The sequence below is a fragment of the Nocardioides glacieisoli genome (genome assembly GCF_004137245.1).
In the GTDB taxonomy this organism is placed as follows: Bacteria; Actinomycetota; Actinomycetes; order Propionibacteriales; family Nocardioidaceae; genus Nocardioides; species Nocardioides glacieisoli.
The window spans coordinates 32,037-54,635 of sequence record NZ_SDWS01000014.1 but is presented as its reverse complement, the minus strand read 5'-3'; the positions used below and the strand labels follow the sequence as shown (position 1 = coordinate 54,635).

Annotated in this window: 25 protein-coding genes; 13 read left to right on the top strand and 12 right to left on the bottom strand. The window is 72.0% G+C overall.

The window, feature by feature from the left end; genetic code table 11:
• Positions 1-5: 5 nt before the first annotated feature.
• On the bottom strand, positions 6-533 hold the full coding sequence (locus EUA06_RS21025; RefSeq protein ID WP_129479438.1) for a bifunctional adenosylcobinamide kinase/adenosylcobinamide-phosphate guanylyltransferase: 528 nt from the start codon (positions 531-533) through the stop codon (positions 6-8).
• Between the two features lie 53 nt (positions 534-586).
• Here EUA06_RS21025 and EUA06_RS21020 point away from each other — a divergent pair, with 53 nt between their 5' ends.
• The gene (locus EUA06_RS21020) at positions 587-856 is read left to right on the top strand and encodes a hypothetical protein (RefSeq protein ID WP_129479436.1); all 270 of its coding nucleotides are present in this window, start codon (positions 587-589) and stop codon (positions 854-856) included.
• A gap of 43 nt (positions 857-899) precedes the next feature.
• Here EUA06_RS21020 and EUA06_RS21015 read toward each other — a convergent pair whose 3' ends face one another.
• Positions 900-1,667, bottom strand: coding sequence for an adenosylcobinamide-GDP ribazoletransferase (locus tag EUA06_RS21015; RefSeq protein ID WP_242498301.1), 768 nt, complete (start codon positions 1,665-1,667; stop codon positions 900-902).
• Positions 1,668-1,671: 4 nt separating this feature from the next.
• Entirely contained in the window at positions 1,672-2,709 is a 1,038-nt protein-coding gene (cobT, locus tag EUA06_RS21010; protein ID WP_129479434.1) for a nicotinate-nucleotide--dimethylbenzimidazole phosphoribosyltransferase, read from the bottom strand.
• 30 nt (positions 2,710-2,739) lie between these two features.
• Between cobT and EUA06_RS21005 the strand changes: the two genes are divergently transcribed.
• Genes EUA06_RS21005 through ctlX form a run of 4 tightly spaced genes read left to right on the top strand, consistent with a single transcriptional unit; the run spans position 2,740 to position 5,629 of the window.
• Positions 2,740-3,264 carry a 2'-5' RNA ligase family protein gene (locus EUA06_RS21005; protein ID WP_129479432.1) on the top strand — a complete coding sequence of 175 codons (525 nt, stop codon included), beginning with the start codon at positions 2,740-2,742 and terminating at the stop codon, positions 3,262-3,264.
• A 25-nt stretch (positions 3,265-3,289) separates the two neighbouring features.
• Positions 3,290-3,493: a hypothetical protein gene (locus EUA06_RS21000; RefSeq protein ID WP_129479430.1), complete on the top strand. Its 204-nt coding sequence runs from the start codon at positions 3,290-3,292 to the stop codon at positions 3,491-3,493.
• A gap of 13 nt (positions 3,494-3,506) precedes the next feature.
• Entirely contained in the window at positions 3,507-4,601 is a 1,095-nt protein-coding gene (locus EUA06_RS20995) for a threonine aldolase family protein (RefSeq protein ID WP_129479428.1), read from the top strand.
• Positions 4,598-5,629: a citrulline utilization hydrolase CtlX gene (gene ctlX / locus EUA06_RS20990; RefSeq protein ID WP_129479426.1), complete on the top strand. Its 1,032-nt coding sequence runs from the start codon at positions 4,598-4,600 to the stop codon at positions 5,627-5,629. The genes EUA06_RS20995 and ctlX overlap by 4 nt, the downstream gene beginning before the upstream one ends.
• 5 nt (positions 5,630-5,634) lie before the next feature.
• Here the strand turns inward: ctlX and EUA06_RS20985 are convergent, their stop codons facing one another.
• The 3 genes from EUA06_RS20985 to EUA06_RS20975 all read right to left on the bottom strand — a co-directional run bounded on the left by EUA06_RS20985 (position 5,635) and on the right by EUA06_RS20975 (position 9,774).
• A complete protein-coding gene (locus EUA06_RS20985; protein WP_242498300.1) occupies positions 5,635-6,402 on the bottom strand; it encodes a ceramidase domain-containing protein in 768 nt (255 codons plus the stop codon).
• Positions 6,403-6,421: 19 nt separating this feature from the next.
• The gene (locus EUA06_RS20980; RefSeq protein WP_129479424.1) at positions 6,422-8,425 is read right to left on the bottom strand and encodes a PhoX family protein; all 2,004 of its coding nucleotides are present in this window, start codon (positions 8,423-8,425) and stop codon (positions 6,422-6,424) included.
• Between the two features lie 83 nt (positions 8,426-8,508).
• Positions 8,509-9,774, bottom strand: a complete 1,266-nt coding sequence (locus EUA06_RS20975; RefSeq protein WP_129479422.1) for an endonuclease/exonuclease/phosphatase family protein — start codon at positions 9,772-9,774, stop codon at positions 8,509-8,511.
• Positions 9,775-9,959: 185 nt separating this feature from the next.
• On the opposite strand from EUA06_RS20975, the gene EUA06_RS20970 reads away from it, so the two are divergent.
• Positions 9,960-10,568, top strand: a complete 609-nt coding sequence (locus EUA06_RS20970; protein WP_129479420.1) for a DUF6198 family protein — start codon at positions 9,960-9,962, stop codon at positions 10,566-10,568.
• Between the two features lie 53 nt (positions 10,569-10,621).
• Here EUA06_RS20970 and EUA06_RS20965 read toward each other — a convergent pair whose 3' ends face one another.
• Positions 10,622-11,053, bottom strand: a complete 432-nt coding sequence (locus EUA06_RS20965) for an Hsp20/alpha crystallin family protein (RefSeq protein ID WP_129479419.1) — start codon at positions 11,051-11,053, stop codon at positions 10,622-10,624.
• 100 nt (positions 11,054-11,153) lie between these two features.
• Here EUA06_RS20965 and EUA06_RS20960 point away from each other — a divergent pair, with 100 nt between their 5' ends.
• Complete coding sequence (locus tag EUA06_RS20960) at positions 11,154-11,444, top strand: MerR family transcriptional regulator (protein WP_242498299.1); 291 nt, start codon at positions 11,154-11,156, stop codon at positions 11,442-11,444.
• On the opposite strand, the gene EUA06_RS20955 is transcribed toward EUA06_RS20960, so the two are convergent.
• The 5 genes from EUA06_RS20955 to EUA06_RS20935 all read right to left on the bottom strand — a co-directional run bounded on the left by EUA06_RS20955 (position 11,419) and on the right by EUA06_RS20935 (position 17,730).
• The gene (locus tag EUA06_RS20955; protein WP_129479417.1) at positions 11,419-12,405 is read right to left on the bottom strand and encodes a 5'-3' exonuclease; all 987 of its coding nucleotides are present in this window, start codon (positions 12,403-12,405) and stop codon (positions 11,419-11,421) included. The two genes, EUA06_RS20960 and EUA06_RS20955, sit on opposite strands and share 26 nt — an antisense overlap.
• Before the next feature lie 16 nt (positions 12,406-12,421).
• Positions 12,422-12,988, bottom strand: a complete 567-nt coding sequence (locus tag EUA06_RS20950) for a class I SAM-dependent DNA methyltransferase (protein WP_207208482.1) — start codon at positions 12,986-12,988, stop codon at positions 12,422-12,424.
• Positions 12,985-14,019, bottom strand: a complete 1,035-nt coding sequence (locus EUA06_RS20945; RefSeq protein WP_129479414.1) for an acyl-CoA/acyl-ACP dehydrogenase — start codon at positions 14,017-14,019, stop codon at positions 12,985-12,987. Before EUA06_RS20945 ends, EUA06_RS20950 begins: the two co-directional genes overlap by 4 nt.
• Positions 14,012-16,084: a catalase gene (locus EUA06_RS20940; protein WP_207208481.1), complete on the bottom strand. Its 2,073-nt coding sequence runs from the start codon at positions 16,082-16,084 to the stop codon at positions 14,012-14,014. The genes EUA06_RS20945 and EUA06_RS20940 overlap by 8 nt, the downstream gene beginning before the upstream one ends.
• A gap of 101 nt (positions 16,085-16,185) precedes the next feature.
• The gene (locus EUA06_RS20935; protein WP_207208480.1) at positions 16,186-17,730 is read right to left on the bottom strand and encodes an AAA-type ATPase lid domain-containing protein; all 1,545 of its coding nucleotides are present in this window, start codon (positions 17,728-17,730) and stop codon (positions 16,186-16,188) included.
• A 174-nt stretch (positions 17,731-17,904) separates the two neighbouring features.
• Between EUA06_RS20935 and EUA06_RS20930 the strand changes: the two genes are divergently transcribed.
• The 6 genes from EUA06_RS20930 to EUA06_RS20905 all read left to right on the top strand — a co-directional run bounded on the left by EUA06_RS20930 (position 17,905) and on the right by EUA06_RS20905 (position 22,598).
• Positions 17,905-18,948, top strand: a complete 1,044-nt coding sequence (locus tag EUA06_RS20930) for an amidohydrolase family protein (protein WP_129479412.1) — start codon at positions 17,905-17,907, stop codon at positions 18,946-18,948.
• On the top strand, positions 18,948-19,757 hold the full coding sequence (locus EUA06_RS20925; protein ID WP_129479410.1) for an iron-sulfur cluster assembly protein: 810 nt from the start codon (positions 18,948-18,950) through the stop codon (positions 19,755-19,757). Before EUA06_RS20930 ends, EUA06_RS20925 begins: the two co-directional genes overlap by 1 nt.
• Entirely contained in the window at positions 19,754-20,791 is a 1,038-nt protein-coding gene (locus tag EUA06_RS20920; protein WP_242498298.1) for an NAD(P)-dependent alcohol dehydrogenase, read from the top strand. Before EUA06_RS20925 ends, EUA06_RS20920 begins: the two co-directional genes overlap by 4 nt.
• Positions 20,792-20,805: 14 nt before the next feature.
• Entirely contained in the window at positions 20,806-21,309 is a 504-nt protein-coding gene (locus EUA06_RS20915) for a DUF1097 domain-containing protein (RefSeq protein WP_129479408.1), read from the top strand.
• 34 nt (positions 21,310-21,343) lie between these two features.
• Positions 21,344-21,667 carry a putative quinol monooxygenase gene (locus tag EUA06_RS20910; RefSeq protein WP_129479406.1) on the top strand — a complete coding sequence of 108 codons (324 nt, stop codon included), beginning with the start codon at positions 21,344-21,346 and terminating at the stop codon, positions 21,665-21,667.
• Between the two features lie 76 nt (positions 21,668-21,743).
• Positions 21,744-22,598 (top strand): universal stress protein, encoded by an 855-nt coding sequence (locus EUA06_RS20905; protein ID WP_129479404.1) that lies wholly within the window; start codon positions 21,744-21,746, stop codon positions 22,596-22,598.
• The last annotated feature ends 1 nt before the right edge of the window (position 22,599 follow it).

The following is a 22,599-nucleotide window of genomic DNA, read 5'->3' as shown; positions in this document are numbered from 1 at the left end:
TCTCCTCACAGTCGGAGCACGCGTCCGGCGACGACGAGGTGCACCTCGTCGCAGGCCGCGGCCACGCGCTGGTTGACGATGCCGAGGAGGTCGCGGAAGAGCCGCCCGGAGCGGTGCTCGGGGACGATCCCGAGGCCGACCTCGTTGGTGACGACGACGACGTCGTGGTCGCAGGCGCGGAGGGCGTCGACGACCTCGTCGGTGCGCGCGACCACCATCTGGTGGACGGTGTCGCTGTCCTGCTCCCACGCGCCTGCGTCGTCGACCAGAGCGGTCAGCCAGGTGCCGAGGCAGTCGACGAGGATGGGCAGGTCAGCCTCGCGGAGTGCCGTCGCCACGTCGCGCGTCTCGAGCGTCGACCACGACGCCGGACGTCGGGCGAGGTGGGCGGTGATGCGAGCGGCCCAGTCGGGGTCGGCCTCGGCGTCCGGGGTGGGTCCGGGCGCCACGTAGGTGGCGGGCTCGTCGCCGAGGAGGGCCTCGGCGTGGGTGGACTTGCCGGACCGGACGCCGCCGGTGACCAGGATCCGCATGCCGCCGATCCTGTCAGAGGCGGAACCTCGTCCGACGGGCGCACACTGGACCGATGGACGACGACCTCGCCGACATGACCCGCGACCAGCTGGCGGCGGAAGTGGTGAAGCTCCGCACCGCCGTCCGCGCACACCGGGACACCTCCGGGCACGACCTGTGCTGGCACCACCCGGACCTCTGGGACACCCTCCCCGAGCGGACCGACCCCGACATCGCGGTCCCGCCGTGGCCGCGGTTCATGCGCGGGTGTGTTGCGTACCGCCAGTCGCTCGACGAGCAGGCAGCGGACGCCCGGACGCACGACGCGGAGTACGACGCCTGAGGTCTCGGTACGCCCGCTCGTTCCTCGCGGGCTGCTCGACCACCTAGGGAGTGGCCGCGGCGGCCAGGACCAGCACCGCGAACGAGACCTCGACCGCTGCGCCGAGCACGTCGCCCGTGATCCCGCCGAGGCGGCGTACGCAGCGGAAGACCAGCGCGACGACTGCGGCCACCATCAGCACCACGCCGGCGAGCGGCGGCCACACCGAGCCGAGGGCGGCGCCGGCCACGGCGACGAGGGCGACTGCCAGCGCTAGGGTGGCGAGCGCGCCGACGACCGGGACCGAGCCGATGTGGGTGGCGCCGAGGCCGTCGGTGCGGGCGGCGGGAACCCCGCGGACGCAGGCCGGGGCCAGGCAGGCGCGCGAGGCGCACACGAGCAGGCCGAGGGCGAGCCAGCCGTGCTCGTGCCGGATGACCGGCGCGAGCGCCGCGGCCTGGAGGCCTGCGACCAGGACGACGGCGACGACGCCGGCCGGGCCGACCGGTCCGGTGCGCATGACCTCGAGCGAACGTTCGGCGGAGTAGGACGCGGTCAGGCCGTCGGCGGTGTCGGCGAGTCCGTCCCAGTGGAAGGCGCGGGTGCCGAGCGCGAGCGCCAGCACGACGACGTACGCCACAGCGAGAGGCGGCAGGTCGAGCCAGGAGCCGAGGAGGGCGAGCGCGCCGGCTGCGATCCCGAGCGGCAGGACGGCGAGCGGTGCCAGCACCATCGCCAGCCCCGCGACCGGGCGGTCGACCCGGGAGGGCGGGGGTACCCGGACGGCGGTGAGGGTGCCGGTCGCGAGGAGCCAGGCGTCGCGCGCGATCACTGGGTCACTCGGGAAGGATCTCGCTGAGCAGCGCCACGTCACGCAGCACGGCGATCCCTGAGCGGAGGAGCGGCAGCGCGACGACCGCGCCGGACCCCTCGCCGAGCCGCATGCCGGCGTCGAGGAGCGGCTCGAGGCCGAGGGACTTGAGTGCGTGCGTCTGGGCGGGTTCGGTCGAGCGGTGCCCGGCGACCCACCAGGCGGAGGCGCCCGGCGCGAGAGCCTCAGCGACGACGGCGCAGGCGACCGACATCAGACCGTCGAGCACGACCGGCGTGCCACGACGGGAGGCCTCGACGAGGAAGCCGACGGTCGCGGCCAGGTCGGCGCTGCCGAGCGCCGTGAGCAGGTCGACCGGGTCGGCGGTCCGCCCGGACGCGCGCACCAGCGCGGCAGCGACCACGTCACGCTTGCGGGTCCAGCCCTCGTCGTCGATGCCGGTGCCGCGACCGGTCACCTCGTCGGCGGGCAGCCCGAGCGACGCGGCGACGAGCGCTGCGGCCGGCGTGGTGTTCCCGATGCCGAGGTCGCCCGTCATCAGCAGCTGGGCACCGTCGTCGACGAGCTCGCCGGCGAGCGAGGCGCCCAGCGCGAGGGCCTGCGCGGTCTCGTCCGCGGTGAGGGCGTCCTCGACGTGGATCGCGCCCGACCCGCGACGGACCTTGCGCGCGGTCACCGCGGCCGGGAGGTCCGACAGGTCGGCATCCACGGCCACGTCGAGGACGGTGACCGCGACGCCGTGCTCGCGAGCCAGCGCGGAGACACCTGCCCGCCCCGAGGCGATCGTGCGGACCATCGCTTCCGTGACGGCGGACGGGTACGCCGAGACGCCGTGCGCAGCGACGCCGTGGTCACCGGCGAACACCGCGAGGCGTACGCCGGTCAGCGGACGCGGCGGCACCGAGCCCTGGCACGCGGCCAGCCAGGCGCCGAGCTCGCCGATCCGGCCGAGGGCGCCGGGCGGCGTGGCGAGGCCCGCGAGCCGCTCGCGCGCGAGGGCGAGGACGGCGGGGGAGGGCGGTGAGATCGGGGTGCGGTCCATGGCGGCGCCAGCCTAGGGCAGGCTGACAGGGTGCCCGGCCACTCCGTCCTGCAGCTGCCGGTGCCGGTGCTGGAGGAGTGGGTGCGGGCGAGGACGGCCCACTACGACGCGGGGTTCGTGTCGAGCGACCCGCGGTTCGGGCACGCGCACATCACGGCCCTCGGGCCGTTCGCCCCGGATCCGTCGGAGGCGGCGCTGAGCACGATCGCGGACATCGCGGCCACGACGGGAAAGGTCCGCACCAGGCTCCAGCGATTGGCCCAGTTCCCCAACGGGATCATCCATCTCGTCCCCGAGCCCGCCGACGAGCTCCGCGACCTCACCGCGCGACTGGTCGCCGCCTTCCCCGCGCACCAGCCGTACGGCGGCGAGTTCGGCGACGACGTGCAGCCCCACCTCACCGTCGACGCCGCCTCCGCCACCGTCAGCCTGGCGACGACCGCCGGGCTGCTGCGCGACGTCGTGCCGGCCGACGTGGTGCTCGACCGGCTCCAGCTCGCGTGGTGGGAGTCGGGGCGGTGCCACGTGATGGAGGAGTGGCCGCTCGGGGGTTGAGCAAGGGCATGGCAGGATCGCTCGCATGGCTGCTTGGGCACACCTCGAGATCACCGTCGACGACCAGGGCAACGTGGAGGTCGGCGGCTACAACGCCGACCCGGAGGCGCTCGTCGCCGACACCGAGTCGTGGGAGGACCTGCTGACCTCCCTCGGCATGAACGGCTGGGAGCTGGTGCAGGTCATTCCCGGCGTGGAGACGACGTACTGGTTCAAGCGCCAGTCCTGACCGGGGCGGTCCGATGAGCGACCTGCACCACCGCTTCCGGGCGGCGATGGCCGACGCGGACACGATCTTCTGGCGACCCCAGTCGTCCCCGGCGGAGATGTTCCGCGAGCTCGCGGCCTACGCCGAGGAGCACGCGACCGAGTGGGACAGGTACGGCGACCGCGGGCCGGTCGCCGAGCTCGAGGGCCGCGTCGCCGAGCTCCTCGGCAAGCCTGCCGCGGTGATGTTCCCCAGCGGCGTGATGGCCCAGCAGGCGACCCTGCGAGCGTGGTGCGACCGGAGCGGCTCGCGCCGGGTCGCGCTGCCCGACCTCTCGCACCTGCTCCACCACGAGCAGGACGGACCGCGCCGGGTGCTTGGCCTCGAGCTCGAGCACCTCACCACCGGCCGTGAGACCCCCACCGCTGGTGCGCTGGCGAAGATCGGCGGCCGCCTCGGCGCAGCGATGGTCGAGCTGCCGCTGCGCGACGCCGGCTGCCTGCTGCCGACCTGGGACGAGCTGGTGGAGCTGTCCGCGGCGGCCCGCGAGCGCGGAGTGCCGCTGCACGCCGACGGCGCCCGCATCTGGGAGTCGGTGCCCCACTGGGGCCGGGAGCTGGCCGAGGCGGCCGACCTCTTCGACTCAATGTACGTCTCGCTCTACAAGGGCCTCGGCGGCTCGAGCGGTGCGCTCGTCGTGTGCCCCAAGGACCTCGCCGGCGAGCTGCGCTCGTGGCGCCAGCGGCTGGGCGGGACGATCTTCTCGATGACGACCGCCGCCGTCGGCGGCCTGATCGGGCTCGACGAGCACCTGACGCGGTTCGGCGACTACCGCCAGTGGGCGATCGACCTGGCGGCCGCGCTCCACGAGCGCGGCATCCGTACCTACCCCGAGGTGCCGCACATCGCGACCTTCCTGGCCTATGCCGAAGGCACCAAGGACGAGGTCAACGAGCGGGTCGTCTCCTTCACCGAGGAGCGCGGGATCGTGCCGTGCGGCCTGTGGCACGACGCCGAGGTGCCGGGCTGGGTCGTGACCGAGCTGACCTGCTACGACACCGCCGTGGACCAGGACCCCGCCGAGGTGGCCGGACTGCTGGCCGAGGCACTCGCTATCGTCCTCCCGTGAGTGCACAGGCCCCCTCCGCGGTCATCCTCGTCCGCGCGACCAGCTTCGTCCCCAACCCGGCGACCGCCGCGGACAACGCGTTCCAGTCCGACGCCCCCGCCGGCCAGTCCGCCGAGGCGACGTCGGCCAACGCGCTGGCGGAGATGGACGCCCTTGCCGCGGCCCTGCGCGCGGTCGGCGTACGCGTCCACGTCTTCGACGACGACGACCACACGCGGCCCGACAGCGTGTTCCCCAACAACTGGCTCTCCACCCACGCGGGCGGCACCGTCGCGGTCTACCCGATGTATGCCTCCAACCGCCGCCACGAGCGCCGTCACGACGTGCTGGAGATGCTCAAGTCGGAGTACCGCGTCCAGGCGATCGTTGACTACTCGGGCCTCGAGCCCGACGGGATCTTCCTCGAGGGCACCGGCGCGATGGTGCTCGACCACATCTCGCGGGTGGCCTACACCGCACGCAGCCACCGGGCCGACGTTGCCGTGCTGGAGCGCTTCTGCACCGACTTCAACTACGAGCCGATGGCCTTTGACGCGGTCGACTCCGACGGCGTGCCGGTCTACCACACCAACGTCATCGCCTGCGTCGGCACCGACGTCGCCATGATCGCCCTCGGGATGATCCCCGACGAGGTCCGCCGCGAGCAGGTGCGCGAGCGCCTCGCCGTCACCGGTCGCACCATCGTCGAGCTGACCGAGGAGCAGATTCGCGAGTTCGCCGGCAACGCCGTCGAGCTCTGCGGTCGTACGCCGGAGGGCAAGCGCCGCTACGTGATGGCCATGTCGGCCCGGGCCAGGGCGTCGCTGCGCCCCGACCAGCTGGCCGCGATCGAGGAGTCGTGCGAGATCGTCGCCGTCGACATCCCCTCGATCGAGCTCGCCGGCGGGTCCGTGCGCTGCATGATCGCAGGCGTCCACCTCGACCACCGTCCCGAGCAGCTGCCGGAGCCCGGTGAGAACGTCGTCGCGATCAACGAGGACAACCCGGTCACACCCGATGGCCGTTTCGTGGCCAAGGAGTACGTCTGACCCGCTCAGCTCCGGACGCGCTCCGAGGCGTACATCCGGAAGAGCCAGTAGGCCGAGACGGCGCACAGCAGGTGCCACACGGCGTGCCCCTGCAGCAGTGAGTGCGGGTCGCACCAGCCGGCGTTGGTGAGCAGCCAGATCGTGAAGGCGACGAGCATCGCGACGAGGGCGACGACGCCGTGGCGGAACACGATCGTGGCCTCGCCGCGCCGCCAGAGGCGCGTCTCGAGCACGACGGCCGCGACGAGCAGCACGCCGAAGGCGAGGTTGCCGGAGTAGTGCACGACGGGGACCGGGTCGGGCCAGAGGCCGACGAGCTCGCAGGCCGCAACGCAGGCGACGTACGCCGTGACGAACGCGGTGGTGCCGCGACGGGTCCAGCGGACCCAGGCCCACGAAGCCGCAAAGCCGGCGACGAGGTACATGCTCAGCATGTCGAGGTGACCGCCCCACTCGCTCTGCGTGGCGTGCATGGCCGCGGACCCGGGGCCGAGCAGCACGACGACGCAGGCGAAGAACGTGGCGACGGTCTGCGACATGACGGCACCGTCGGGGAGCCGCCCCGCGCGGCGCGCGACCATCAGTCCCGCGATGACGAAGCCCGCGTTGGAGAAGGTGTTGGCGGGCTGGCGGACGAAGCCGTCGCGGGCTGCCTCGCAGAAGTTCGCGCCGCGGCCGACGTCGGGGCCGAGCCAGCCCTGGCCGACGGCGAGGACGAGGAGCGCGATCGAACCCGCCGCCACCGCAGAGGCGGTGGCGACGGGTCGGGTCATGTGCCGATCGTAGGGATCGTCAGCTGCGCGTCACCTGTACGACGCTCGGACGCGGCCCGGCGAACTGGCCGGCTGCTGCGTTGCTGCCGGCGGGCACGTAGTCGGGGAACCGCGACTGCGGGGCGGCGTAGGTGCCGTCCTCGCCCGGGTGCTGCACGGCGACGAACACCGAGCCCTCGAGGTCGCGGATCACCGGACCGCAGGTCTCTGCGCCGGACGGGACCGCCAGGAACTGCTGGACGTGGCCGCGCTCGGGACCGTCCACCGGCACCTTGAACAGCCCGTCGTTGAGGCCGATGGCGGCGGGCTGGCCGTCCGTCGACACCCACAGGTTGCCCTCGCTGTCGAAGGCGACGTTGTCGGGGCAGGAGATCGGGGAGACCGGACCGGTCCAGCCACCGAAGTAGCGACCGGCGCTCTGCTCGTTGCCGCAGATGAGGATGAGGTTCCAGGCGAAGGTGTTGGCGGTGTGGTCGCCGTTCGTCGGGATCATCTCGACGACGTGGCCGTCCTTGTTCAGCGGTCGGGGGTTGGCCTCGTCGACCTGCGCCGCCTGGCGGCTGGTGTTGTTGGTGCAGGCGACGTAGATCCGGCCGCTGCGCAGGCTCGGCTCGACGTCCTCGGGGCGGTCCATCTTCGTGGGCTGCACGGCGTCGGCGGCGAGGCGCGTGAACACCAGGACCTCCTCGATCGTGAAGCCCGGGACCATCGACGCACCGCCGCGGGTCAGCGGGATCCACTCGCCGGTGCCGTCGCTGACGCCGTCCGCGAGCCCGTCGCCGGTGAAGCGAGCGACGGAGAGGTCGCCCTCGCTGAGGAGCGTCAGGTTGTGCTGGCGCGCCTTCGGGCTGTTCCCGGGGCGCATGGTGTCGCGGGAGACGAACCGGTAGACGTAGTCGAAGCGCTCGTCGTCGCCCATGTAGGCCACGACGTGGCCGTCGCTGTTGACGATGACGTTGGCGCCCTCGTGCTTGAAGCGGCCCATCGCGGTGTGCTTCACCGGGGTCGACGTCGGGTCGGTCGGGCCGACCTCGACGATCCAGCCGAAACGGTTGGGCTCGTTCTTGTAGTCCGCGCTCGTGGCGTTCCACCGCGGGTCGAAGTCGCGCCACCTGCGCGAGTCCTGGGTGGGGGAGAGGCCGTAGCGCGACTCCGTGCGCTCCGTGCCGGTGGCGAGGAAGTACTGGTTGAAGTTCTCCTCGCCCGACAGCACCGTGCCCCACGGGGTCGTACCGCCGGCGCAGTTGTTCATCGTGCCGCGCACGGTGCGCCCGGTCGGGTCGGCCTTGGTCTTCAGCAGGTCGGAGCCGGCCGCGGGACCGTCGACGGTGAAGATCGTGTCGAGGGTGATCCGGCGGTTGAGGCGGGCACCGGGGACGTACGTCCACACGTCCCCGCGCTTGCGGCGGGTCAGCTCGACGACGGACATCCCGTGGGCGGCCCAGGCCGTGCGGACGACGGTCTCGGCGGCGGTGCCGGGCGGGAACATGATGTTCTCGTTGGTGTACTCGTGGTTGCACACGAGCAGCGCAGTGGTGCCGGCGCGGTTGGTCTCGATGATGTCGAGGTAGTCGTTGTTGTAGCCGAACTGGCCGGCCTGCGCCTCGGGCGTCTGCGCGGCGGGGTCGAATGCCGGAGCTCCGGCAAGGATCGGGTCACCCCACCGGAGGATCGCGTCCCAGCGGTAGCCGGCGGGGACGGTCACCGCGTCGAGGGTGCGCGCCTGCGGGGCGATGGGCGTGAACGGCAGCTGGCGGGGCCGGCCGGGTGCGGCGCCGGTCGGGTTGGCGGCAGCCGGGGCGGACGCGAGCGCGGTCAGCGCAGCGACGGTCACGCCGGTGCCGACCACCGTGCGCCGCTTGAGCGCGGTGGCGGCGACGTCGCGGAAGTACGACGTCTCGGTGGTGTTGGGTGCGGCGATCGAGCAGGCGTCGCCGCAGCGCAGGTGGCAGGTGACCGCGCTCCGGTTGCCGTGGGTCTTGCCGGACATCGGGAGCAGGGGGAGGTCGAGGCGTGGGGTCATGCCCCGACCCTTGTCCCGGAGTTCGCCGGGCGAGGGGCCGGCAGGTTGACGTCAGGTGAACGTCGGCCTACCCCTCCGCGACGTCAGCGCAGTCGTACGTCGAGCCACACCATGCGGTGGTCGCTCGTCGGGAACGGGAACGTGCCGGTGAGGCGCGGGAACAGCGGGTCCGTGGACGTGAGCCAGTAGACGCCCGACCCGAGGATCGCAAGGCGCTCACTGGGTAGGACGTAGTCGACGCGCAGGTTGCCGGGTGCGGTGTCGGCGAAGTCGGCGGTGTCCTCCGCGGCCGGACCGGTGTGGGTGAGGTTGGCGCCCTGGTCGCGCTGGGTCGCCTCCACGGCGCCGGCCGACGTCGGGTGCGGGTCCTGGATGCGCGGGTGCTCGAGCAGCTGCTGGATCGCGCGGTCCACCGAGTCGCCGTCGAACGGGTCGGCGTTCTGGTCGCCGGCGATCACGAAGTCCTGGCCGCGGCCGAGCCCGCCGCGCTCGCCCGCGTCGTCATAGATGTACGACGCCTGCGCACCACCGCTGACGTAGTCGGCCCAGAAGCGGATCTCGTCGTGGTTGCGTGTGCCGTTGCGGTCCTCGGTGCCGTCGAAGGTGGGCGGCGTCGGGTGCGAGACGAGGAAGTGCACGGGCCTGCGTCCGGGCACCCTGATCGGGACGTCCCAGTGGGACTTCGACGAGAGGCGGAAGACGTCGAGCTCGGCGGGGGAGTACCAGTCGGCCGCCGCCGGGGTGGCGGGGTCGTCGGGCAGCAGGGCGCCCGGCATGTCCTTCCAGAGGAAGTGCTGGAAGGTGCGTACGTCGTCGGTCGCGATCGGGTACTTCGAGTAGACGACCATGCCGTACTGGCCGGGGAACAGGCCGAAGCCGAAGGCGTCGTCGCCGCCGGCCACGACGCCGTTGTTGTTGAGGTCGAAGCCACTGGGCACGCCGGTGTTGACGGGCGCGGTGAAGTAGTAGGGGTAGTCGACCGGGGCGGCGCCGTTGTGGCCCACCGCGAGGTAGTTGTCGCGGAACAGCTCGGCCGCCCGGCCGCCCTCGACGTAGTCGAACTCGTTGATGAGGACGACGTCGGGGTTCGTGCGCTGGATCGTCTCGGCGATCGCCGAGGCCTGCGCGTTGGCGGGCGTCGACAGGTCGCTGACCAGGTCGCCGGCGTTGTTGCGGTTGAGCGAAGCGTTGAAGGTCGCGATCCGGAGGCCCGCGGGCTTGGTGTCCTTCTTCGCCACCTTCTGTGCGGCCGGTCCGGCGTTGGCCGCCGAGGTGACGGCGGGCGCCGCGAGGGCGGCGACGGCGAGGGCTGCCGCGGTGGCGGCCAGGGTCAGGCGGGTGGGGCGCATGGGTGGGTGCCTTCCGAGAGTGGGGTGCCCGCCAACCTACGACGGGCTCCCGAGATCGTGGAAGATCCGCGTCAGCACGCGACTCGAAGTTTCCACGATGTTCGTGCCTGGGTCTCGTGACGGTCGTTGCGCGACCTCTCCGACCTCCGCGACCAGCGGCGCGTCAGGGCTGAGATGCTGGCGCCGTGATCCCCAGCCCGCGCCGTACGGCGATGCTCCTCATCGGCTGCGTCATCCTGGGGACGGGCGTGGCGATGCTGCTCGCCGCGGACCTCGGCTCGGACGGCTACTCGACCTTCGTCAACGGGATCTCGCTGACCTCGGGGATGGAGTTCTGGATCGCCAACGCGATCGTCGGGGCCGTGCTGGTGGCTCTGGCGATGCTGCGCAAGGTCATCCCGGGAGTCGGCACGGTCGTGCAGGTGGTGCTCGTCGGAGTGGTGGTCGACGTCGCCCTCGGACTGATGGCCACTCCCGACAGCCTGCTCTGGCGGGGCGTCCTGCTGGCGGCGGCGTTCCCGGTGCTCGCGGTGGGCATCGCGCTCTACCTCGGAAGCCACACCGGCGCTGGACCGGCGGAGGCCGCGGCGCTCGCGTGGGACCCGCCGGTGGCGTTCAAGTGGAGCTACAGCGTGGTGCAGGGCGGGGGAGCGCTGGGCGGCTGGCTGCTCGGCGCGACGATCGGCGTGGGCACGCTCGCGGTGATCTTCCTCCTCGGTCCCGCGGTGGACCTGGCGGCCCGGTTGATGCGGGTGGATCTCCACCAGCAGGCGGATCCGTCGCTCGAGGGTTGAGTCGTGGGGCCGCCGCACACTGCGCAAGGGCGGCGACCCCACGACCAGGCGGGTCAGGCGTTCAGCTGGGCGTGCTGGCCGCTGCCGCTCGACTGGCTGATCTCGATCTTGCGGGGCTTCGCCTTCTCGGCGACCGGCACGACGAGCCGCAGGACGCCGTCGGTGTAGCCCGCCTCGATCCGCTCGAGGTCGAGGTTGTCGCCCAGCACGAGCTGGCGGCTGAAGGCGCCACGCGGACGCTCGGACGCCAGCGGCTCCCAGTCGCCGTTGCGGGCCACGCGCTCGGCGCGCACGGTCAGGACGTTGCGCTCGACGTCGAGGTCGATGCTGTCGGCGCTGACGCCCGGCAGGTCGAACTCGATGACGAAGCGGTCACCTTCACGCCACGCGTCCATCGGCATCACCGCGGGACGGTTGGTCGTGCCCATCAGCTGCTGGGTGAGGCGGTCGAGATCACGGAACGGGTCGGTGGTTCGAAGCAACATCGTCTCCTCCTGGTTCAGCCGGGTGGACCGGGGCTGGTCCACGACCTGTATTTGTGGTTACAGGTTTCTTATAGTCAACCCAGCAGGCAGAATCAAGACCGTGGAGCGAGAAATGTCGACCGTCGGCGTGTACGCCATCTCGGTGGCCGCATCGATGGTCTCGATGGAGATCCAGAACCTGCGCGTCTACGAGCGGCGTGGGCTCCTGACGCCCGACCGCACCGACGGCGGCACCCGGCTCTACAGCCCCGACGACGTGGACCGGCTCGAGCGGATCCGCGACCTCCTCGCCGACGGTCTCAACCTGGCGGGCGTCGCGCGGGTCCTGGAGCTCGAGGACGAGGTGGCCGAGCTGCGCGCCCGTCTCAGCGCGATGCCGGAAGGCTCGTGAGCACCCGCACCGCGAAGTCGGTCGTGAAGTCGTTGTCGAGGAAGCGCACCACGTTGGTCACCCGCTCGACGTCGAGCGGCAGCAGCCCTCGCGATCCCGGCACGTCCGGGGTCAGCCCGAGGTCGAGGTCGTGGCGGCCCGACATCATCGTCACGTTGAACTCGTAGCGCTCGCGGGCACCGTCCGCCTGCAGGCGTCGTACGACGGTCGGGCCGATGCGGCGACCGCCCGTCTCGGAGGCCCAGTCCTCGAACGCCCCGAGCAGCGCCTCGCCGCCGTTGTGGTCGATGTCGGCCCAGACGGCGTCCATCGAGCCGGCCACGTCGAGCAGGATCGCGGCCGTCTTCTCCCCGATGCCCTGCACGCCGGGGAGGTTGTCGCTGGAGTCCCCGCGCATCGCGGCGAAGGCGAGGTAGTTCGTCGCGCGGACGCCGTACATGTTGAAGAGCCGCGCCGGGTTGAGCATCGGCGAGCCGTGGATGCCGCCGTCGATGAGCCGCAGCACCTGCGTGTGCGGGCTGATGTGGGCGAAGGCGTCGCGGTCGGACGTGATGATCACGCAGTCCCAGCCGTTGGCCTCGGCCCACGTCGCTCCGGACGCGTTGACGTCGTCGGCCTCGAGGCCCGGCGGGGTGATCGTGTGGAGCCCGAGGGCCTCCAGCAGGGCCGCGGCCCGCTCGAGCTGGTCGACGAGCTCGTCGTCCTTCACCGCGCGACCCGCCTTGTAGTCGGGGTAGAGGTCGCGGCGCACGGATCCCGTGCGGTCGTCGAGGCCGAAGACCACGGCGTCGGGCGCGATGGTGTCGATGGACTCGAGGATCTGCCGCAACATCCCGTGGAGCGCCCAGATCGGTCGTCCCTGCCGGTCGCGGAGCTGCGTGTGCGCCCGCGCGTGGTGGTTGCGGTGCAGCAGTGACGGCGCGTCGACGACGAGCAGGAGGCGACGAGGGGGAGAGGTCATGGGGATCGGCGCCAGCCTAGGGCCAGCGCGCGAGCACGTGCAGCAGGAAGTCCGGCTCGCGGTGCTCGACCAGCACCTGCGCGCCCGCGGCGAGGAAGGCGTCGTGCACGTCCGCCCCGTCGAGGGGCCACCCGACGATCGCGTGGCGCCAGTGGCACAGCAGCAGGTGCCCGTCGTCGGTGAGCGCGTCGCGCACGCGCACCACCACCTCGGCGAGCTCCTCCGGCGCGAGGAAGTAGCCGACCTCCGAGATCGACACGAGGTCGAAGCGGCCGTCGGGCCACTCGGCCGGGATCCGCGCCAGGCGCACGTCGACGTGCTCGACCTCGGCCGTACGCCGCCGGGCGAGGTCGATCGCCGCCGGGCTGGCGTCGAGGGCGAGGAGGTGGTCGCACCGGGTGGCCAGGTCGACGGCCAGCGCGCCGACCGAGCACCCGACCTCGAGGGCCCGGCCGTAGTGCTCGCGCGGCAGGGCGGCGAGGGTGAGCGCGCGCTTGCGCCGCTCGTAGGAGGAGTCGACGTCCCACGGGTCGTCACTGTCGCGGTGCACCCGGTCCAGCGCGTCGTGGTCCACGCCCGTCACCAGCCGCGCGCGCCGTGCTGGAGCAGCTGCTCGCCCAGGGCGGCCTGGTCGCGCTCGGCGTGCCACTGGCGTAGGTAGAGCCCGAGGTCCGCGACCCGCCGGGCGTGGTCCTCGTCGGTCGCCAGCGGCCCGGGACCCAGCCCGTGGGCAGCCCGGGACAGCACGTCCTCCGCGGCGAGCGCGACGACCTCGCGCACCCGCAGCGCCGCGCGCCACCCGTCGGCACCGCTCAGCCGGCCGGCATCGACGTCGTACGCCGCCCGGGCCAGCACGCTGCCCGCCGAGTGCAGCGCGGCGTCGACCGCGCCGAGGTGGACCAGCGCCACCTGGTCGGGCAGCCGCGTGCCGGCTGCCCGCACCATCCGCCGCGCGATGCCGACGGCACCGCCGAACCAGACCGCGGCCACCCCGATGCCACCCCAGGCGAAGCCCGGCCGCTCGAGGTACCACTCCGGCTCGCCCACGGCATGCGCCGTGGCGCTCGCGAAGTCGATCGGACCGGAGTCGACGGCGGTGAGACCGCGGGCGACCCAGGTCCCGGCGACGGCGGTGGCGCCCGGCTGGGTCAGGTCGACGGCGAAGAGCTGGCGCCGCTCGCCCACCCATGCGCTGACCAGCGCGCGGTCGAGCGCCGCGCCGAGGGAGCACCAGTGCTTGCGGCCGTCGAGGACGTGATGGTCGCCGCGAGCCTCCGCCCGCAGCGGCTCGCCGGGGCCCTCGGCCGCGAAGACGCCCCACGTGCCGGGCTCGGGGGTGTGACCCGCCTGGTCGAGGATCGCGAGCGCGTCGAGGTGCGGCTCGAGCGTGCGGGCCACCGTGAGGTCGACGGCCGCGACGCTCGCCAGCGCCGACCAGAGGTGGGCGGTGCGGCCGCCACCCGGGACGGGCAGCTGCGCACCGACCACCCGGGCGAGCTCGAGCGCTGCGGTCACGTCGCCGCCGGCCTCGACCGCGCGGTCGACGAGGTCCGCGAGCTCGTCCTGCTCGTCATCGCTCGGCTCGCCGAGCAGGACGGGCCCGCGGTCAGGCACGGACGGCACGCTCCCAGTGGCGCAGAGAGGCGCACCGCGCGACGAACACCTTGGCGTCATCGCTCGAGGCCAGGTCGAGGAAGCCGTCGTCGGGCTCCACGCCTGCCGCGGCGAGCAGTGCGCCGGCGTCGGCGCCCACTCCGACGAGCTTGTGGTGGGCGAAGGCGTCGCTGACGAAGTCCTGCGCACTGGCGCGCGTGGCGAGGTCGGCGGCGCCGTCGGCCGAGGGCAGCAGAGCCACGGCGTCGAAGAGCACCGACGGACCGCCGTCGATCGCGTGGTCGGGCGTCAGAGTGCCGCCGCCCTTGAGCTTGACGGGGCCGATCGCCGGGGCGATGTGCTCCACGACCGCGCCCGCGTCCTCGAACGCTGACGTGACCGCCGCGACCACGGCCTTGTCACTGCCGTTGGTCACCAGCACGCCGAGCTTGCGTCCGGCGAACGACTCCGGCCCGTTGCGCAGGATGCTCAGCGCGGGCGACTCCGGCAGATCGGTGCGCGTCGGCACCGCGGCCTCGGAGGCCTCGGGCAGCGGCATCGCGAGCTTGTCGGCGACGGCCTGCGCGAGATCCTCGTGGACGTTGCGCAGGTTGCCCAGCATCCGGGTGCGGATCCTCGGGTCCTCGACCTTGGCGAGCTCGAAGGAGAACGCGTCGATGATGTGGCCCTGCTCGACCTCGGTCTGGCTGAGGAAGAACTGGCGGGCCTGGCTGTAGTGGTCGGCGAACGACTCGGCCCGCAACCGTCGCGTGGGTCCGGCCTCCTCGCGCACCACGCTCTGGTAGCCGTGGACCACGTCGGCGCGGGGACCTCGGTCCTCACCGGCGAGCGAGTTGGGCTCGTAGGTGCCGCGTCCGATCTGCGGGTCGGTCTGCATGTGCCCGTCGCGCTGGAAGTGCATGACCGGGCAGCGCGGGGCGTTGACGGGCAGCTGGGTGAAGTTGGTGCTACCGAGCCGCTTGAGCTGCGTGTCGAGGTAGGAGAAGTTGCGGCCCTGGAGCAGCGGGTCGTTGCTGAAGTCGATGCCCGGGATGACGTTGTGGGTGCCGAAGGCGACCTGCTCGTTCTCGGCGAACATGTTGTCGACGTTCCGGTCGAGGGTGAGCCGCGCGATGATCCGCACCGGCAGCACCTCCTCGGGGATGATCTTGGTCGCGTCGAGCACGTCGAAGTCGAGCTCGTCGGCGAACGCCTCGTCGAAGACCTGGACGCCGAGGTCCCACTGGGGGAGGTCGCCGCTGTCAATCGCGGCGTGCAGGTCGCGCCGGTGGAAGTCGGGGTCGGCGCCGTTGATCTTGAGCGCCTCGTTCCACACGACCGACTGCAGGCCCTGGCGCGGCTTCCAGTGGAACTTCACGAAGGTGTCGTCGCCGTCGGCGTTCACGAAGCGGTATGTGTGGACGCCGAAGCCCTCCATGAAACGGAACGAGCGCGGGATGGCGCGGTCGCTCATCGCCCACATCAGCATGTGGGTCGACTCCGGCATGAGGGACACGAAGTCCCAGAAGGTGTCGTGGGCCGACGCGGCCTGCGGCCAGCCGCGGTCCTGCTCCTCCTTGACCGCGTGCACGAGGTCGGGGAACTTCATCGCGTCCTGGATGAAGAAGACCGGGATGTTGTTGCCGACGAGGTCCCAGTTGCCCTCCTCGGTGTACATCTTCACCGCGAAGCCGCGCACGTCGCGGGCCAGGTCGGGGGAGCCGAGGTTGCCGGCGACGGTGGAGAACCGGACGAACGCCTCGGTCTTCTTCCCCTTGCGCTGGAAGGGCGCGGCCCGGGTCAGGTCGGGGATGGCGTCGAGGCACTCGAGCGTCGCGTGGGCGCTGTAGCCGCGCGCGTGCACGACCCGCTCCGGGATGCGTTCGTGGTCGAAGTGGAACATCTTGTCGCGGAAGGCGAAGTCCTCGAGCAGCGTGGGACCGCGCTCGCCGACCTTCAGCGAGTTCTGGCCGTCGCCGAGCGGCGCACCGGTCGCGGTGGTCATCCGCTCGCCACGCTTGACGCCCTGGTGGAGCTCGTCGCCCTCGCCGCGCTGGTCGTTCGTCGTGCTCGGTCGCTTGGCCATGGAGGCTCCCAAGAAAGTGGGCGGACGCCGTGTTGCGCCCGCCCGTCGACGCTAGGGCGAGGTTCGGGGTGCGGTCACCTCCCGAAGGGCGGGGGAGGCCGTCAGGCCCCGACCCGCGGGACGTGGATGTCGTACTGGGCGATCTTGCGGTAGACCGTCGACCGGCTCATCCCGAGCTCCTCGCCGGCCTCCTGCATCGAGATGCCGGGCCGGGTGAGCACCCGGACGATCTCGTCCCGTTCGAAGGCCTCGATCCGGGTCAGCCGACGGGAGGTGCCCGAGAGCACGTCGGCGGACAGGTGGCGTACGTCGAGCACGTCGCCGTGGCCGACCGCACGGGTCACCTCGTCGACGAGCTGGCGGACGTTGCCCGGCCAGCCGCAACCGCGCAGGGCCGTCTCGGCGGCGCCGGTGATGGTCACGTCGCGCCCACGTGCCCGTCGAGCGACGTGGTGGGCGATCGGCATCACGTCCTCCACGCGCTCGCGCAGCGGCGGCACGGCCACCACCGCCTCCACGAGCGGGGCGAGGGCGGCAGGGATGGACTCGAAGCGGCTCGCGGTCACGCAGAACGGAACGCCCTCGGCCCCGGACGCGCGGACCCTGGCCTGCAGCACCAGGTCGCGGATGTGCTCGGTCACCCAGGCCGGCAGCCGGTCGACGTCGCGCACGAGGATGCCGGTGTCGGGCTTGCCGAGCTCGGGGGTCCAGAGCCCGATCCAGGCCTCGCTGTCCTGGGGCGCCGGCGGTGACGCCGCCAGGATCCGTTCACGGGGGTACTGCTGGCGCAGTGCCTGGGCGAGGAGCGTGGCCCGACCGGTGCCGTCCTCGCCCACGGCGGCGACGATGCGACCGGCGGCGATCGCGGCGCCCGCCTGCCCGAGCGCGTCGGTCCAGGCAGGGCCGAGCGTGGTGAGCGTCCCCGACCCGGGCTCAAGGCGTGGGGTCTCCACCCGGAACACCTCGCCCCGCTGGGCCGGCCGGGGCCGATGTCCGCGCGACCGTGCGAGCATCAGGGCCGAGGTGTTGCTCGCGGCCGACTGGGCCAGGGCCAGCAGCAGGTCGCTGGACTGGCTGGACCAGGTCGTGAGGTTGACGCAGCCCTCCAGCTGACCGGTCAGCGGATCGAGGACCGGCACGGCGGCGCAGGTGTAGGTGGTCAGGTTGAGGGCGTAGTGCTCCTCGGCCCGGACGACCGTAGGGACGCGGTCGGCGATGGCGAGCCCGAGGCCGTTGGTGCCGACGGTCCGCTCCGCGTAGGCGAACCCCGGTGCGAGGTGGACCGCGTCCAGTGCCCGCAGCAGCGCCGTGTCGCCGCTCATCCGGTTGAGCACCAGTCCGTCGGCGTCGGTGAGCATGAGCGAGACGGGCTCGTTGGTCAGTGTCCTGTGCAGCCCGCTGAGCACCTCGCGCCCGCACTCGAAGAACAGCGACTCGTTGTCGAAGGTGCCGACGAACGACGGGTCGATCCCCTCCAGCGGCACGCCGTAGTCCTCGCTGCGCTGCCAGGACGCGACCAGGCGGTTCGACAGGCGCTCGGGCGCATGGGACGCCGGTCCGCCGACCCGCGCCTGCTGGAGCTCCCGGTGCCGCCGGGCGCGCTCAGGGACGGCCGCCTCGGCCATGGGGCGCACCCCCTTCGTCATGTGATCGACGTTACATCCGTGGGCGGGTTCCGGGCGGCCCGGTGGCGTCCCAAATTGAGACGAACCCGGATCCCAAAGTGAGACGTCGGCGCGGGCGCCGGTGGCGGTGTGACGGCCTAGCGTCGAAAGCCGGACGTGACCCCCGTCACTCGACTGCCAGCACCGGAGGACCACATGTACAGCAAGGACGGCGAGAACTACTTCATCGTCGACGCCCACGTCGCCCTGTGGGACGCGCGGCCCGAGAACATCAAGAACGTCCAGGGCCAGCAGTTCATCGACTGCTTCTACGACTACCACCGCAACCTCTCGCCGGAGTCCGAGGTGTGGTCCATGGAGGACTACGCCTACCAGGGTGGCGAGCGGCTCATGAAGGACCTGTTCACCGACGGCTACGTCGACCACGCGATCTTCCAGCCGGCACATCTCGGCGAGTTCTACCACCGTGGGTTCGGGCAGACCGAGGAGGCGTCGGCGCTCGCCGCGAAGCACCCGGACAAGCTGACCTACAACCACAACTTCGACCCCCGCAACGGCGAGGCCGGCCTGGACGAGCTCCGGGCGGACGCGGAGCGGTTCGGGCTCAGGGGCGCGAAGCTCTACACCGCCGAGTGGCACGGCGAGTCGCGCGGCTGGAAGCTCGACGACCCGATGGCCTACCGCTACTTCGAGCTGTGCCGCGAGCTGGGCATCACGAACATCCACATCCACAAGGGCCCGACGATCCGTCCCCTCGACCGGGACGCCTTCGACGTCGCGGACGTGGACCATGTCGCGACCGACTTCACCGACCTCAACTTCGTCGTCGAGCACGTCGGCCTGCCGCGCTTGGAGGACTTCTGCTGGATCGCGACGCAGGAGCCCAACGTGCACGGTGGCCTCGCGGTGGCGATGCCGTTCATCCACACGCGGCCGCGCTACTTCGCGCAGATCATCGGCGAGCTCCTCTACTGGATCGGTGAGGACCGCATCCAGTTCTCCTCGGACTACGCGCTGTGGACGCCGAGGTGGCTCATCGAGAAGTTCGTCGACTTCCAGATCCCCGCGGACATGACCGAGTACGCCCCGATCACCGCGGACCAGAAGAAGAAGATCCTGGGCCTCAACGCCGCCAAGATGTATGACATCGAGGTGCCGGCCGAGCTCCGGCTGCCCGAGGCCGACGAGACCCAGACCGGTCCGCGCCAGCCCGAGGCCGCCGACCTGGCGAGCGTGTGATGGCCACCCTCGCCGTGGCCCCGGCCCAGGTGGTGACGCCGGACGCCGTACGCCGGGCTCTCGACGTGGTGTTCGACCCCGAGCTCGACGAGCCGATCACCGACCTCGGCTTCGTCCGGTCGGTCGACATCGGCGGCCGCGACCTCGAGGTGCACCTGCGCCTGCCGACGTCGTTCTGCTCGCCGAACTTCGCCTACCTGATGGCTTCGGACTCCCAGGACGCGCTGCGCGCGCTCCCGGGCGTCGGCCGGGTGGTGGTGGAGCTGGACGACCACCATGACTCCGCGATCATCAACCACGGCCTGGCCACTGACGCGGGCTACAGGGGCACGTTCCGCCACGAGGCGGAGGACAGCCTCGACGGCCTGCGCCGGACCTTCCAGGTGAAGGCCCACACCGCCGCGATGGAGCGGTGCCTGACCGCGCTGCTGCGCGCCGACGCGACGTTGGAGGAGTCGGCGCTCGGGCGGGTCGTGCTGGGCGACCTGCCCGCCGGGCCGGAGAAGGACTCGCTGCTGAGGCGCCGGACGACCCTCGGGCTCGGCTGCCACCCGTCGGCACCGGTCCTGGTCGACGAGCACGGTGTCGGCTACGAGCCCGACCAGGTCCCCCTGGCGCTGCGACGGGCGCGGTCCACCCGCATCTCGATCGACGGCAACGCGCACTTCTGCCGAGGACTGCTCCGCACCCGCTACCCCGGCTCCGAGGACGACCAGACCCGCCGTGTCGACGGCGAGGAGCCGTCCGACCCCACGTTCATCCCCCTCACCGCACTGCTGTCCGGACCCACGAAGGAGCCCACCCCATGAGCACGAAGATGCGAGCCGTCCAGGTCGTCGGGTACCACCAGGACCTCGAGATGCACGAGGTCGACGTGCCCGAGGCCACGGGACCCTTCGACGTGATCGTCCGGATCGGTGGCGCCGGCGTGTGCCGCACCGACCTCCACATCCTCGAGGGGCAGTGGGAGGAGAAGTCCGGCGTCACGCTGCCCTACACGATCGGTCACGAGAACGCCGGCTGGGTGCACGCGGTCGGGTCGGCGGTGACCAACGTCCGCGAGGGCGACAAGGTGATCGTGCACCCGCTCATCACCTGCGGGTTGTGCCGTGCGTGCCGCACCGGCGACGACGTGCACTGCGAGAACAACCAGTTCCCCGGGATCAACGCCGACGGCGGGTACGCCGAGTACCTCAAGACGTCGGCGCGCAGCGTCGTACCCATCGACGACTCGCTGGAGCCCGCCGACGTAGCCGCACTGGCCGACGCCGGCCTCACGGCCTACCACGCGGCGGCCAAGGCGGCCCGCCGGCTGACGCCGCGCGACACCTGCGTCGTGATCGGCGCCGGCGGCCTGGGCCACATCGGGATCCAGGTGATGAAGGCGCTCTCCCCGGCGAAGCTGGTCGTCGTGGACCGCAACCCCGATGCCCTCAAGCTCGCCCTCTCGATCGGCGCCGACCACGGTGTCGTCGCCGAGGGCAAGCAGGTCGAGGAGGTCCTCGAGATCACCCGCGGCCTCGGCGCCGAGGTCGTCATCGACTTCGTCGGCGAGGGCGGCTCGACCGCTGAGGGCCTCGCGATGACCCGCCAGGCCGGTGACTACCACGTCGTCGGCTACGGCGAGAACATCGACGTCCCCACCATCGATCTCATCTCTGCCGAGAAGAACATCATCGGCAACCTCGTCGGCTCCTACAACGACCTGTGCGACCTCATGGCCCTCGCCGCCCGCGGCGCGGTCACGCTCCACACCCAGAAGTACGCCCTCGACGACTTCCAGACCGCCATCGCCGACCTCGACGCCGGACGCGTCCGCGGCCGCGCGATCCTCACTCCCTAGAAGGAGCCCCACCCATGAACACTGTGAAGCCCCTGCTGGGCATCGGCATCTCGGTCGGCGTGCTCGCCGGCGTCTGGACCTTCGCCAGCGTCGAGCTGACGCTCATCACCTGGGTCGCCTTCGTGGCCTGGGCCTGCTTCTTCGCTGCCGGCGGAGGCACCACCGGCCTGGCCAAGGGCCTCGCCGCCAACCTCGCCGGGATCTTCTGGGGCTGGGCGATCAGCCAGGGCCTCGAGACGATCAGCGCCTCGACGCTCGCGCTGGCGCTGATGGTGACCGTCGTCGGGTTCGTCCTGTGCATCGAGGCGGCACTCCCGCTTCTGTCGTTCATCCCCGGAGGCTTCGCAGGCACCGCGGTCTTCTTCGGCACCGGCTTCGACCTGTCGGGGGTGCTGGTCGCGGTGGTCGCCGGGGCGGTGCTCGGTATCGTCTCGGAGCGGCTCGGTGCGATGGTCCAGTCGGCGATCGACGGGGCCTCGCACCCGGCCCGCACGGCTGACGCCGCACCCGCCAGCTGACCCCTCTCCACCCGACGACCCACGAGGAGACACCTTGATCTTCATCACCGCCAAGTTCGCCGTCCTGCCCGAGCACGCCGAGGACTGGCCGGAGATCTCCCGGTCCTTCACGGAGGCCACCCGCGCGGAGGAGGGCTGCCTGTGGTTCGACTGGTCGCGCAGCCTCGACGACCCGAACGAGTACGTCCTGGTCGAGGCGTTCCGCGACGGCGACGCGGGCGGGGCCCACGTCTCGTCGGACCACTTCAGGGCCGCCCAGGCCGAGCTCCCGCCCTACCTCGCCTCGACGCCGAAGATCGTCAGCCAGGAGGTCGACCAGGACGACTGGAACGAGCTCGGTGAGCTGAAGGTCGACTGACCGCCGGGACCGAGGTCCCGCGGGCCGGGGACCAACGCCTCTGCCGGCGCGCGGCGGTTGCCGCCACGCTGGTGGCATGACCACCACACTGCCCCTCCTGCTGGCGTACGACGGCTCGCTCGACGCGCGACGCGCGCTGACCTGGGCCGCCGACGAGTCCCTCCGCACCGGCGTGCCCCTGCACGTGCTGGCCGTCAACGAGGTCCTCTCGCCGACGTGGGGCGGGGTCGGTGGGATGGTCGTCGTCACCGAGGGCTACGTCCTCGACTCCTCCGCACTGCTCGAGCAGGCCGAGAAGGCCCTCGCCGACGACGGCGTGACCGATGTGACCACCGAACAGCGCACCGGTGCCGTGGTGCCCGAGCTCGTGCAGGCGTCGGCGTCCGCGTCGGTCCTCGTGCTCGGCAGCCACGGTCACGGGGCGGCGGGGGAGGCACTCCTGGGCTCGGTCAGCCAGCACCTCGCTCGGCACGCGACCTGCCCGGTCGTGGTCGTCCGCGAGACACGCGACTCCGAGGCCCGACGGATCATCGTCGGCATCGACGGATCGCAGGCCAGCTCGCACGCGCTCCACTACGCCTGCGACCGCGCGGAGACCACGGGCGAGACGGTCGTCGCGATCCACGGCTTCCGCGCGCACGCGCCCTCGACGGACGTGTGGGCTGCCGCTCCCCGGAGCGTGGACACCGCGGACCGTGAGCGGCTCCTCGCCGAGAGCGTCGCCGGCATGCGCGAGGACCACCCCGACGTACGCCTCGAGCAGGAGGTGCTGGCGGTGGAGCCCGGCCGCTGCCTCGCGGACGCGTCGGCCAGCGCGTCGCTGGTGGTCGTGGGATCGCGGGGACTCGGCTACTTCAGCGGCCTGCTGCTCGGGTCGGTCAGCCAGGCCGTGCTGCACCGGGCCACCTGCCCGGTCATGGTCGTGCGCTGAC